Raw genomic sequence first — 12,400 nt, 5'->3', positions numbered from 1 at the left:
GGGGACCATGACCATGAAGACGCTTCTTTCCGCCGCGCTCGCGGCGGGCCTCCTGATGACCACGGCCGGCTTCGCGCAGGAAGCGCAGCCGGCGCAGCAGACCGGCGCCGAGCCGGCCCATTCGCCGGGCGCCGCCACGTCGGGCGAGACCGGCATGTCGCCCGGCGCCTCGCATTCGACGCCGGAAGCCGAGGCGCATAGCGCCACCCCGCACTACCCTCTGAAGCATCCGGCGACGCTCTCCTGGAGCTTTTCCGGCCCGCTCGGCCATTGGGATGTCGGCCAGCTCCAGCGCGGCCTGAAGGTTTACAAGGAAGTCTGCTCCAACTGCCATTCGCTGGAACTCGTTTCCTTCCGCGACCTGCGGGCGCTCGGCTATAACGAGGCCCAGGTGAAGGGCTTCGCCGCCGGCTACCAGATCCAAGACCCCAATCCGAGCGCGACCGGCGAGATGGTGCAGCGGCCGGGCATCCCGTCCGACTATTTCCCCTCGCCCTTCGCCAATGCGGAGGCCGCGGCGGCTTCGAATAACGGCGCGGCGCCGCCCGACCTCTCGTTGATGGCGAAGGCGCGGGCCGTGGAGCGGGGCTTTCCCTATTTCCTCTTCGACATCGTCACCCAATATGCGCAGGGCGGCCCGGACTATATCCACGCGCTGCTGACGGGCTACGGCCAGGAGCCGCCGGCGGGCGTCACCATCCAGCCCGGCACGCATTACAACCCGTATTTCATGAACGGGCCGGCGCTCGCCATGCCGCAGCCGATCCAGGATGGGCAGGTGACCTATGACGACGGGGCGCCGCAGACCGTCGAGCAATATTCGCGCGACGTCGCGGCCTTCCTGATGTGGACGGCCGAGCCGCATCTCGCCGAGCGCAAGGCGACGGGCCTCGTGGTGATGATCTTCCTGATCGCCTTCGCCGTGATGCTCTGGCTGGTGAAGCGCCGCGTCTGGGCGGGCGTCGCGCACTGAGGGCGCGCCGCGACTCAATAGCGAACGAGGGGCCGCGAGGCCCCTTTTTCATGCGAGGCCGAGGAAGGCCGTGCCGATGAAGGCGAAGACCGTCTCGCCCTTCTGGTTGAGCCCCAGATTGTCGGTCTCGATCAGGCCCCAGCCGGGCCGGCTGGCGGATGGCCGCTTGGCCGTCACCGTCTGGAAATAGCGGATGTCGTCACCGGCATAGACCGGGCGCGGCCAGCGCATGTCGCGAAAGCCCGGCGAAGGCCCGAGATCGGGGACTGGGCGGCCGGCCAGCCGCTCGCGTTCGACCGCGCGGTTCAACGCCTCGGCATTCAGCCGCATGAAGATCGAGGCCGTGTGCCAGCCGGAGGCGCAGAGACCGCCGAGCAGCGAGGCCTTCGCGACGTCCGCATCGAGGTGAAAGAGCTGAGGGTCGTAGCGCGTCGCGAAGGCGACGATCTCCGCGGCGGTGAAGCGATGCGCGCCGAGCTCGACACGCGCGCCGAGGACGATGTCGGAGAACAGACTCATGCCGCCGCCTCCCGCGTGCGGAGGAGCAGCGTATATTCGCCTTCGAGGACGGGATCGCCCTCCTGGTTCACCAGCTCGTTGCGCAGCTTGGCGATGCCAATCTGCGGACGGCTGCGCGAGCGGCGGGCCTCCAGTACCGTCATCCTGCCGGTCAGCGTGTCGCCGGGGCGCACCGGTCGCAGCCAGCGGATGAAGTCGACGCCCGGCGAGCCCTGCGAGGTCGAATCGCGCAGGAAGCCGTCGACCATCATCCGCATCATCATCGCGCAGGTGTGCCAGCCGGATGCGGCGAGCCCGCCGAGAAGGCTGTCCCGCGCCGCCGCCTCGTCGAGATGGAAGGGCAGGGGATCGAAGGCCGCCGCATAGGCGAGCACCTCTTCGCGGGTGACCGGATAGGGGCCGAGCGGCACTTCGAGCCCGACGGGAAAGTCCTCGAAGCTGCGCATGGTCCCCGCCCGCGATGCTCGATCAGGTGTTGAACTTGAACATCATCACGTCGCCGTCGGCGACGACATATTCCTTGCCTTCGTCGCGGGCCTTGCCGGCTTCCTTCGCCGCGACTTCGCCGCCGAGGCCGACATAATCGGCATAGGCGATGGTCTGGGCGCGGATGAAGCCCTTCTCGAAATCGGTATGGATGACGCCCGCCGCCTGTGGCGCCTTGGAGCCCCTGCGCACGGTCCAGGCGCGCGTTTCCTTCGGCCCGACGGTGAAATAGGTGATGAGACCGAGAAGGCCGTAGCCGGCCCGGATCAGGCGGTCGAGGCCAGGCTCCGACAGGCCGAGCGCTTCGAGATAGTCGTGCACCTCCTCTTCGGGCAGCTGGGCGATCTCCGCCTCGATCGCGGCGGAGATGACGACGCTCGCGGCGCCCTGCTTCTCGGCCATGGCCTCGACGGCCCTGGAATAGGCGTTGCCGGTCGCCGCGTCCGGCTCGGCGACGTTGCAGACGTAGAGGACCGGCTTGGAGGTCAGGAGATTGAGGCCCTTCAGCGTCATGATCTCGTCCGCCGCCAGGGTCTTCAGGAGCACGCGGGCCGGCTCGCCGTTCTGGAGCTTTTCCAGGACGGCTTCCATCACCGGCAAGACGCCGAGCGCTTCCTTGTCCTTGCCCTGGGCGCGCTTGCGGATCTGCACGATGCGCCGCTCGATCGATTCGAGATCGGAAAGCATCAGCTCGGTCTCGACCGTCTCGGCATCCGAGACCGGATCGATGCGGCCCTCGACATGGGTGATGTCGTCATCCTCGAAGCAGCGCAGCACATGCGCCACCGCGTCCACCTCGCGGATATTGGCGAGGAACTGGTTGCCAAGCCCTTCGCCCTTCGAGGCGCCGCGCACGAGACCGGCGATGTCGACGAAGGTGATGCGGGTCGGAATGATCTGGGCGGATTTCGCGACGCCGGCGAGCCTGCCGAGGCGCTCGTCGGGCACCGCGACATCGCCGGTATTGGGCTCGATCGTGCAGAAGGGATAGTTCGCCGCCTGCGCCGCCGCCGTCTTGGTGAGAGCGTTGAAGAGCGTCGACTTGCCCACATTCGGCAGGCCGACGATGCCGCATCTGAAACCCATGGGGCCGTCCTTCGATGATGTCCCGCCCGAACGGGCTCGGGCGTCGTTTGAACCGTCGCGGCGCGGGCCGTCAACGGGGCGGTGCGCGTCAGTCCTTGCGGCCGAACATCTGCTTCAGCATGTCGGCCATCGGTCCGGTCGCCGGCAGCGCCGGCTTCGCCGCCGTCCGCGCCTGGCGGATATGGCTCTGGCCCTTGGCCTTGGCCGGCGCCGCCGACCCTTTGGCCGAGACCGGCTCGTCGCCGGAGGTCGCCATGTGCAGGCGGTTCATGAACTGGGCGTCCTCGCCGGCGACCACGAGGCCGACATGGCGGCCGAAGGCTTCGAGCAGCGGCTCCAGCCAGACCGCGTCCGCCTTGTGGAAATCGGACAGGACATGGCCGTTCACCCGCTCCTTCGAGCCGGGATGGCCGATGCCGAGCCGGACGCGCCGGTAATCCTTGCCGAGATGGGCGTCGATCGACTTCAGGCCGTTATGGCCGCCATTGCCGCCGCCCGCCTTCACGCGCACCTTGCCGGGCGCGAGATCCAGTTCGTCGTGGATCACCACGATCCGATCCGGTTCGAGCTTGTAGAAGCGTGCCGCCTCGCCGACCGATTCGCCGGACAGGTTCATGAAGGTCAGCGGCTTGAGCAGCAGGACCTTCTCGCCGTCGATCTGCCCTTCGGAGATCTCGCCCTTGAACTTGCGCGTCCAGGGGGAGAAGCCGGGATGGCGCTGGATCTCGTCCAGCGCCATGAAGCCGATATTGTGGCGGTGGCCGGCATATTGCGGACCGGGATTGCCCAGCCCAACGATGAGCAGCATGCCGACCACCCCTTGCTGAGAGACTTACTTCTCGTCGCCCTCGGAGGCCTCGCCCGCGACTTCCGTCACCGGCGCCTCGGCGTCGAGCTCGTCCACTTCCTCCGCCATCGGCGGAACGAGCGTCGCGATCACCATGTCGGCACCTTCGATCAGCGAGACGCCGGCCGGAAGCTTCAGGTCGCCGGCATGGATCGCGTCGCCGATCGCCTTGCCCGTCAGGTCGACGGTGAAGGCCTCCGGGATCGCGTTGGCCGGGCTGTGCACCTCGACGGTGTGATGCGCGATGTTCAGCGTGCCGCCATCGGCCTTGAGGCCGGGCGCGGCATCCTCGTTCTCGAAATGCACCGGCACCGCGACGGTGACGATCGTGCGTTCCGATACGCGCAGGAAGTCGACATGGATCAGGGAATCCTTCACCGGGTCGAGCTGGTAGTCCTTGGGGAGGACCTTGATCTGCTGGCCGCCCAGTTCGATCGTCGCGACCGTGGTCTTGAAGCCGCCCGCATGGAGCTTCAGGAAGGTCTCCTTGTAGGGGATCGCGATCGACAGGGGTTCCTGCTTGTCGCCGTAGATGACGGCGGGAATCATTCCGTTGCGGCGAAGATGTCTGGCGGCCCCCTTGCCGACCTTCTCGCGCGCTTCGGCCTTGACCGTGTAGGTCTCGCTCATGGCTGAAGTCCTTGTTCTATCGGAGATGCCGCGGCGGTATCCGGCGTGCCGGACCGAAACGACGAAAAGCGGCCGATCGGGCCGCTTCACGCCCGCGCTGCCTCCAAGGGTGTCCGCACGGGCACGGCGCCTATAGCCGAGACCGGCTTCCGGCGCAAGGACGGCGCCTCAGGCGCTGGGGCCGGGCGGCACCGCGCTTTGCGCCACGAGGCGGCGGGCGGCGCGGCGCGAGGCGAGAAGGCCGATCGCGAGGCCGGACAGGACGAGCGCCGCCGCCGCGAGCTTCCAGAGCGGCAGCGGCTCGCCGAGCCAGAGGAAGGAGGCGAGCATGCCGAAGACCGGCACGAGAAGCGCCATGGGCGTGACGGAGGCCGCCGGATAGCGCGACAGGAGAAAGCCCCAGGCGGCATAGCCGAAGAGCGTGTTGCCGATCGTCTGCCAGAGGACGGCGCCCCAGGTGGCGAGCCCGGCCTCTGCGACGCCCTCGCGGATCGCCGGCCAGCCTTCGAACAGAAGGGAGAGGACGAGCAGCGGCGGCGCGGAGAACAGGCTCGCCCAGATGACGAAGGACAGCATGGAGGAAACGCCGCTCTGCTTGGCGACGATATTGCCGGCGGACCAGCTGAAGGCGGCAAGAAGACCGAGGGCGAGGCCGAGATGAGTGGTCGAGCCGTCGGTATGGGCGGCGATCACCGCGATGCCGGCGGCGCCGAGCGCCAGCGCCGCGAGCTGGTAGGGCTTCACCCGTTCCTTCGCGACGACGAGCGCGAGGCCGATGGTGAAGAACACCTGCATCTGCAGCACCAGGGAGGCGAGGCCGGGCGAGATCTCGCTGCGCATCGCGTAATAGAGCAGGCCGAACTGGCCGGAGCCGATGAGGACGCCATAGGCGGCGAGGCTCTTCCACGGCACGGCCGGCCGTTTGACGAAGAAGACCCCGGGCAGGCAGGCGAGGGTGAAGCGCAGCGCGCCGAAGAGAAAGGGCGGAAGATGGTCGAGGGCGACGCGGATGACGACGAAATTCGTGCCCCAGACCGCCACCACCGCGACGGCGAGAAGGAAATGGCGGAGTGAGAGGCTTTCGGTCATGCCGCCCTTCTTTCAGAACGGCGGCGGGAGGGAAAGCGCGCCGCGGCTCACAGCCAGCCGGCGCGGCGGAAGCGCCAGAAGAGCAGGGCGGCGATGCCGGCGATGAGCGCCAGCGCGGCGAAATAGCCGTAGCGCCAGTGAAGCTCCGGAATATACTCGAAATTCATGCCGTAGACGCCGGCAATGGCGGTCGGCACCGCCAGGATCGCCGCCCAGGCCGCGAGCTGGCGGGTGATGATGCCCTGGCGCTGCTGTTCGAGGAGGCTCGAGGCTTCCAGCATCGAGGAAATGACCTCCTTCGCGCCCTCGACGCGCGAGGCGACGCGCTGCACCTGGTCGTATACGTCGCGATAATAGGGCCGCGCCTCGGCATCGAGGAATTCGAGATCGAGATGGCCGAGCTTGCTCATCACGTCCTCCATCGGCCCCAGGATGCGGCGGAAGCGGATCAGCTCGCGGCGGATGGTGAAGATGCGGTGGATCTCGTTGCGGTCGAGAAAGGCGTCCAGCGCCCGCCGCTCGATCTCGAAAATCTCCTCCTCGAAGGCCTCGATGATCGGCAGATAGCAGTCGACCACGAAGTCGAGCACGCCCCAGAGCACGTAGTCGACGCCGTATTTCAGGAGGTGCGGCGATTCCTCCAGATGGGTGCGCAGCCGCGTATGGTCGCGCAGCGAGCCGGTGCGGATGGTGATGATGTGCTTGTTGCCGACGAAGATCGCCGTCTTGCCATAGGCGATGACGCCGTCCTCCAGCCGCGCCGTGCGGGCGACGATGAAGAGCTCGTCGCCATAGACGTCGAGCTTCGGCCGCAGGTGGTCCTGCGCGGCGTCCTCCAGAGCGAGGGGGTGGAGATCGAAGGCGGCTTCGAGCTGCGCCAGCTCGTCCGCGGTCGGATCGACGATGCCGATCCAGACGAATTCCTTCTCGCCGATGCGCACGTCCTCGGGCGTCGCGATCGAGAGCTCGCGGCTGCGCTTGCCGCCGGCATAGGCGTAGGCGGCAACGACTGCCATGGCGTCACGTCCTCAGTCGAAGAGGCTGGAAACCGACTGTTCGCTGGTGGTGCGCGCGATCGCCTCGCCGAGTAGGTTGGCGGTGGTGACGACGCGGATGTTCGGGGCGTTGAGGATGGCGCTGGTCGGCTGGATCGAATCGGTGATCACGAGCTCGGTCAGCTTGGAGGCGGTGATGCGCGCCACGGCGCCGCCGGAGAGGACGCCGTGAGTGATATAGGCCTTCACGCTCTTCGCGCCGATGGCAAGCAGCGCGTCCGCCGCGTTGCAGAGCGTGCCGCCGGAATCGATGATGTCGTCGACCAGCAGGCAGTCGCGGCCCGACACGTCGCCGATGACGTTCATCACCTCCGATTCGCCCGGTCGCTCGCGCCGCTTGTCGACGATGGCGAGGGGCGCGTCGATGCGCTTGGCGAGCGCGCGGGCGCGCACCACGCCGCCGACATCCGGCGAGACGACCATCGTGTTGGTGAGGTTCTGGTGCTCCTTGATGTCGCGCGACATCAGCGGCACGGAAAAGAGATTGTCGGTCGGGATGTCGAAGAAGCCCTGGATCTGCCCGGCATGGAGATCGAGGGTCATCACGCGATCGGCGCCGGCCTCGGTGATCAGATTGGCAACGAGCTTGGCCGAGATCGGGGTGCGGCCGCCGGCCTTGCGATCCTGCCGGGCATAGCCGAAATAGGGCAGAACGGCGGTGATGCGCTTGGCGGAGGCGCGGCGCAGCGCATCCGTCATGATGAGCAGCTCCATCAGATGGTCGTTCGCCGGATAGGAGGTCGACTGGATGATGAAGCAGTCCTCGCCGCGCACGTTCTCCTGGATCTCGACGAAGATTTCCTGATCGGCGAAGCGCCGGACCGTCGCAAGGCCGAGCGGCTTCTCGAGATACTTGCCGATCGCTTCGGCGAGCTGCCGGTTGGAATTGCCGACGAAAAGTTTCATCGATGGGAATCCGCCGAATCCGTTCGACCGCCGGGCGACAGCGTCGCGGCATGCGGTCCTGAGGCCGGCTGATTAGCAACATTGCGCGGCGAAGAAAACCGGAGGACGGTGCTCGCGCGCCGTTGAGTCTCGAATCTTTCGCAACGCGGTATTGAAGGGCTCAATTCGCCACCCCATCCGCCACCATGGCGGGTGCGCGGAGGGCGGCGAGCGTGCGGTCGGCGATGTCGCGCAGCGTCACGGCATCGACGGCGGTCCAGGGGTCGGCGCCGGCGGCACCCGTGGCGCGCACCTGGCCCTGGATGCGGTTCAGCCGCTCCCCGGCGGGATCGACCACGTCCCAGACATAGATGACGAGCGTGCCCTGTTCGTCCCGCACGGCCGAGAGATAGCCCTTCAGGCGATGCGCGGCCGGGCCGGCCTCGCTGCCGAGGATCGGGATCCTGGCCGCGGCGGCGCTCTTCGCCAGGGCTTCGGAGAGAAGCGCGGCCTTGTCCGCCGGCATGCCGACGACGGGCAGGAACTGGATCGGCTCGGCGCCGGCGGCGCTGGGCGCGGCGGCGGCCGGCGCCGCCGGGGCCGGCTCCGGGGTGCCGATGCCGAGGCCGGGATCGACGCTGCGGCAGGCGGCGAGGGCGAGAAGGACGAGCGGCGCCGCCCGAAGGACGGTCCGTTGGCGCATCAGGCCGCCACCGGCAGGTCGAGCGACAGGCGCGACAGGGATTCCGGCGCGCCGTCCGTCGTCAGATAGGTGCGACCGAGCGTCATCGCCGTGCCCGTGTCGGAATCCATGATGATCATATGCGCGAAGAGCGTCATGTTCGGAAGGATCGGCTCGGCATTGCCCGAATAGAACATCTGCGGGTCCATCCAGGACGGCGCGTAGCGTGCGCCCAGCGAATAGCCGCAGGCGCTGAGGCGGTGACGCGCCAGATCATGCGCTTCCATGACACTCGCATGGGCGTCGAAGACCTCGCCGAACGTATGGCCCGGCCGCATCGCCTCCTCGACGGCGGCGAGCGCCTCGCGCGCGGCGGCATGCAGCTCGACATGGCGTGGCGTCGGCTCGCCGACGGCGACGGTGCGCATCAGCGCCGCGTGATACTGCGCCTTCACCCCCGCCCATTCGACGGTGAGCTGGTCCCGCGCCGCCAGCCGCCGGCGGCCGGACTTGTAGCGGCAGAGCAGCGCATCCTCGCCCGAACCGAGAATGAAGGAATTGCCCGGATAATCCCCGCCCGCCCGCAGGATCGAGCCTTGCAGCACGGCGAGGAGCTCGGCCTCGTCGGCGCCCGGCCGCACCAGAGGCAGCATCGCCTCGAACGCCTCGTCGCCGAGCCGCGCCGCCTCGCGGACATAGGCGATCTCGGCCTCGCTCTTCACGAGGCGCAGCGCCGGCACGAGGTCCGAAGCCTCCTTCAGCGCGGCGAAGGAGCCGAGCCGGGCTTCGAGCAGGCGGCCATTGGCGGCGGTGAGCCCATGCGTCGCCCATTCGACGCCGATGCGCGCGCCGAGAAGCCCCATCTCGTCCAGCATGTCGCGCAGGTCGATGGTCGGGTCGGCCTGGCCGCGATCGCGCCAGATGGTGATCGTCTCGAGGATCGAGGTCTGGCGCGCCTGCCGCAGATCTGCCGAGCGCGTCAGGAGGCGCATCTCGCCATCGGCCTTCACGACGAGACACTGGAAGAAGCAGAAGCCGAACGTGTCGTAGCCGGTGAGCCAGTACATCGATTCCTGCGCGAAGAGCAGCATGGCGTCGAGCTTGCGCTCGGCCATCTCGGCGAGGAGCCGGGTCTTGCGGGAGTCGAGTTCGTCGCGCGTGAAGTGCAGCATGGGTCCTCTCGAAGGCATGGCTCGGAGAGCGGAAGGTTGGAGCCCGTTCGGCGGTTCGATCTCCGTCGCCGCCGCCTCGACGCCGATCCCCGCCGGCCGTCGGCGATGCGGCGTCGGATCGACGCCTAGACGAGCGCGATGGCCGCGAGCTGCCGGCCGTAATCCGGCTCCCCGCGATGGGTGGTGCGGCGATAGGAGAAGAACATGTCCTCCTCGCCATAGGTGCATCGGCCGACGAAGCGCGCCTCGGCGATGCCGGCCCGTTCGAGCCGCGCGACGATGAGGCCGGGCAGGTCGAACTGGCGCTTGTCGGCATCACGGCCTGCGGCGAAGAACACCGCCGCCGTCGGATCGTCTCGGACGATGCCGGCCGCCATGTCGGCGCCGACCTCGTAGGCCGGCTGCGTGATCGTCGGGCCGAGCACGGCGGTGATATCGCCGCGCCGCGCACCCTTGGCTTCCATCGCCTCGATCGTCGCCTCCAGGACGCCGCCGGTGGCGCCGCGCCAGCCGGCATGGGCGGCGCCGACGACGCCCGCCTTCGGATCGGCGAAGAGCACCGGGCCGCAATCGGCGGTGACGACAGCGACCGCGAGGCCCGGCCGCGCCGTGACGATGCCGTCGACGCGCGGGCGCTCGCCGGCGAAGGGCGCGTCGACCGCGACGGCTTCGGCCGAATGGGCCTGCCAGGGCGTGACGAGCGCCGCCGCGCCGAGGCCGAGCGTCGCCGTCATCCGGGCGCGATTCTCGGCGACCGCATCGGCATCGTCCTTCGAGCCGATCCCGGCATTGAGGCTGGCGTAAAGGCCGCCGGACACGCCGCCGCGCCGGGTGAAGAAGGCGTGGACGAGACCCGTCATTCCCGACAGGCCGGCGTCCCGCACGACATCCGCATCCTGGATGCGGGACGTCTCATGGCGAAGTGCTTCGGACATGGGCGCGACCGTGGTTCAGCCGTCGGGCGAAGTCAATCGCCAGAGCCCGCGTGCTCGGCGGGGAAGGGCGGCAGCGGCAGGGGCCGCGAGGCGGCGACGAGAACCTTGAAGAGTTCGCCCATCGCGTTCGGTCCCGTGCCGGCGAGGCGATGGGCGGCGGCGAGCACCGCATCACGCTCGTCCTCGGTCGCGGCGGCGCGCGCCAGGGCGATGGCCCGCTCGCGCAGGCCGAGCGACAGGAGGAAGGCGCCTTGCGGCATGATCGGCGCGACATGAAGGCCGGGGCGCGCCAGGCGCGCCGCGAGCGCCGCGAAATCGACATGGCTGGTGATGTCGGCCTCGCCGGGCTCGGCCAGCGGGTCGGCGAAGGCGTGCCGGCGCACCGCCTGGAGCGTGTCGCCGAAACCGGGCGCCGCATGGCCGTAATCGATCAGGAGCGCCGCGCCGCCATCGCGCGCGAGCCTGGCGCCGATCGCCTCGGCGATGGCGAGGCGGGCGGGCGAAACCTCGAAGACGGTGCCGGCGGGCGCCGGGCCGAGGCGCTGGAGGAGACGCGTCGCGGCGGGTTCCGGCGCGCCCGTCGTGAAGGCCGGGCGATCCGCCTCCAGCCCGACGAGACGCTCCCGCCAGCCGTCCTCCGTCATGACGAACTGGCGGATCGCGACGGCGTCGAAGAGTTCGTTGCCGACGAGAAGAAGCGGCAGCGCCTCGATCTCCTCGATGCGCTTGCGATGGCGGAGCGGCAGGTCGAAACCGGCCAGCCGCTCCGCCTGCACGCGCGCCAGGCGGTCGGACGTCTCGACCAGGGTCACCCGCGCGGCCTTGAGGATCGACGGATCGAGCCGGCGCAGGACGCGCAGCATGTCGGCCATCAGCGTGCCGCGTCCCGGGCCGATCTCGGCGAGGACGAAGGGCGAGGGGGCGCCGAGCGCCCGCCAGGCGGCCAGCAGCCAAGCGCCGACGAGCTCGCCGAACATCTGGCTGATCTCCGGCGCCGTGGTGAAGTCGCCGCCGCGGCCGAAGGGATCGCGCCGCATGTAATAGCCGTCCTCGGGATCGAAGAGGGCGAGATTCCAGAAACGCTCGATCGTGATCGGCCCCTCGGCGCGGACGAGCGCCGCGATCCGGCGACCGAGGCTTGTCACGGCTTCGCCGGCGTGGCGAGATCCGCGGGTCTCGGCTCGTAGGTCCGGGGCTTCGCCGTGAGGAGCCCCCAGGCGGCGACGGCGAGCATCGGCGTCGAAAGGACCATGCCCATGGTGAGCCAGCTCGTGCCGAGGAGATAGCCGAGCTGCGCATCGGGCATCCGGAAGAATTCCACGAAGATGCGCATCAGGCCGTAAAGGCCGATGAAGACGCTGCCGACGAAGCGCGGCCGGCGGAACATGCGGAAGTGATGCGTCAGAAGGCGCAGGATCAGCCAGAGGACGATGCCTTCCAGCGCCGCCTCGTAGAGCTGGCTCGGATGGCGCGGCAGGTCGCCGGCCTTCGGAAAGACCATCGCCCAGGGCACGGTCGTCGGCGCGCCCCAGAGCTCGCCATTCACGAAATTGGCGAGGCGGCCGAAGAACAGGCCGAAGGGCGTCGAGGCGGCGACGACATCCATCAAGCTGAAGATCGGAATGCGGTTCTTCCAGGTGAAGACGACGATCGCGATGACGACGCCGAGAAGGCCGCCATGGAAGGACATGCCGCCTTCCCAGACGGCGAAGATGTCGAGGGGATTCGCGAGATAGCGGTCGAAATCGTAGAAGAGGACGGAGCCGAGCCGGCCGCCGAGAATGATGCCGCCGGTTATCCACAAAATGAAGTCGTCGATCTGCTCTGGCGTGATCGGCGAGACGCCGTTCGGCCAGAGCCGCTTGTTGGCGACGAGATGGCGCCCGTAGAGCCAGCCGCAGAGGATGCCGGCCACATAGGCGACGCCGTACCAGTGCAGCGCGACGGGGCCGATGCGGAGGATGATCGGATCGATATCGGGATAGGTGAGCAGGCCGGCGGCCGGAATGGAAATCATGGGTCCTGCGCTGGTGGTGGGCGG

Annotated in this window: 14 protein-coding genes; 1 reads left to right on the top strand and 13 read right to left on the bottom strand. The window is 68.6% G+C overall.

Annotated elements, in window-relative coordinates; genetic code table 11:
* Nucleotides 1-13: 13 nt before the first annotated feature.
* A complete protein-coding gene (locus tag IEY14_RS21420; RefSeq protein ID WP_188912343.1) occupies nt 14-973 on the top strand; it encodes a cytochrome c1 in 960 nt (319 codons plus the stop codon).
* A gap of 48 nt (nt 974-1,021) precedes the next feature.
* Here IEY14_RS21420 and IEY14_RS21415 read toward each other — a convergent pair whose 3' ends face one another.
* From IEY14_RS21415 to lgt, 13 genes are all read right to left on the bottom strand, one after another.
* Entirely contained in the window at nt 1,022-1,492 is a 471-nt protein-coding gene (locus IEY14_RS21415; RefSeq protein WP_188912161.1) for a MaoC family dehydratase, read from the bottom strand.
* Nucleotides 1,489-1,938: a MaoC family dehydratase gene (locus IEY14_RS21410; RefSeq protein WP_188912159.1), complete on the bottom strand. Its 450-nt coding sequence runs from the start codon at nt 1,936-1,938 to the stop codon at nt 1,489-1,491. Before IEY14_RS21410 ends, IEY14_RS21415 begins: the two co-directional genes overlap by 4 nt.
* Before the next feature lie 22 nt (nt 1,939-1,960).
* The gene (gene ychF, locus IEY14_RS21405) at nt 1,961-3,064 is read right to left on the bottom strand and encodes a redox-regulated ATPase YchF (RefSeq protein WP_188912157.1); all 1,104 of its coding nucleotides are present in this window, start codon (nt 3,062-3,064) and stop codon (nt 1,961-1,963) included.
* Nucleotides 3,065-3,152: 88 nt separating this feature from the next.
* The gene (gene pth, locus IEY14_RS21400; RefSeq protein ID WP_188912154.1) at nt 3,153-3,872 is read right to left on the bottom strand and encodes an aminoacyl-tRNA hydrolase; all 720 of its coding nucleotides are present in this window, start codon (nt 3,870-3,872) and stop codon (nt 3,153-3,155) included.
* Nucleotides 3,873-3,896: 24 nt separating this feature from the next.
* The gene (locus IEY14_RS21395; RefSeq protein WP_188912152.1) at nt 3,897-4,541 is read right to left on the bottom strand and encodes a 50S ribosomal protein L25/general stress protein Ctc; all 645 of its coding nucleotides are present in this window, start codon (nt 4,539-4,541) and stop codon (nt 3,897-3,899) included.
* A 168-nt stretch (nt 4,542-4,709) separates the two neighbouring features.
* Complete coding sequence (locus tag IEY14_RS21390; RefSeq protein WP_188912150.1) at nt 4,710-5,630, bottom strand: EamA family transporter; 921 nt, start codon at nt 5,628-5,630, stop codon at nt 4,710-4,712.
* 47 nt (nt 5,631-5,677) lie between these two features.
* On the bottom strand, nt 5,678-6,646 hold the full coding sequence (gene corA / locus IEY14_RS21385) for a magnesium/cobalt transporter CorA (RefSeq protein ID WP_188912148.1): 969 nt from the start codon (nt 6,644-6,646) through the stop codon (nt 5,678-5,680).
* A 12-nt stretch (nt 6,647-6,658) separates the two neighbouring features.
* Nucleotides 6,659-7,591 (bottom strand): ribose-phosphate pyrophosphokinase, encoded by a 933-nt coding sequence (locus IEY14_RS21380; RefSeq protein WP_188912146.1) that lies wholly within the window; start codon nt 7,589-7,591, stop codon nt 6,659-6,661.
* Nucleotides 7,592-7,751: 160 nt separating this feature from the next.
* Nucleotides 7,752-8,273: a hypothetical protein gene (locus IEY14_RS21375; RefSeq protein WP_188912144.1), complete on the bottom strand. Its 522-nt coding sequence runs from the start codon at nt 8,271-8,273 to the stop codon at nt 7,752-7,754.
* Nucleotides 8,273-9,424: a M24 family metallopeptidase gene (locus IEY14_RS21370; protein WP_188912142.1), complete on the bottom strand. Its 1,152-nt coding sequence runs from the start codon at nt 9,422-9,424 to the stop codon at nt 8,273-8,275. Before IEY14_RS21370 ends, IEY14_RS21375 begins: the two co-directional genes overlap by 1 nt.
* Before the next feature lie 125 nt (nt 9,425-9,549).
* Nucleotides 9,550-10,284: a peptidoglycan editing factor PgeF gene (gene pgeF, locus IEY14_RS21365; protein ID WP_244639625.1), complete on the bottom strand. Its 735-nt coding sequence runs from the start codon at nt 10,282-10,284 to the stop codon at nt 9,550-9,552.
* Nucleotides 10,285-10,391: 107 nt separating this feature from the next.
* Nucleotides 10,392-11,504 carry a class I SAM-dependent methyltransferase gene (locus IEY14_RS21360; protein WP_188912139.1) on the bottom strand — a complete coding sequence of 371 codons (1,113 nt, stop codon included), beginning with the start codon at nt 11,502-11,504 and terminating at the stop codon, nt 10,392-10,394.
* Entirely contained in the window at nt 11,501-12,367 is an 867-nt protein-coding gene (lgt, locus tag IEY14_RS21355; protein WP_505625266.1) for a prolipoprotein diacylglyceryl transferase, read from the bottom strand. Before lgt ends, IEY14_RS21360 begins: the two co-directional genes overlap by 4 nt.
* Between the last annotated feature and the right edge of the window lie 33 nt (nt 12,368-12,400).

Origin of the sequence: Aureimonas endophytica (genome assembly GCF_014642635.1) — a bacterium.
GTDB classification, from domain to species: domain Bacteria; phylum Pseudomonadota; class Alphaproteobacteria; order Rhizobiales; family Rhizobiaceae; genus Plantimonas; species Plantimonas endophytica.
This window is presented reverse-complemented; position numbering and strand designations above follow the sequence as displayed.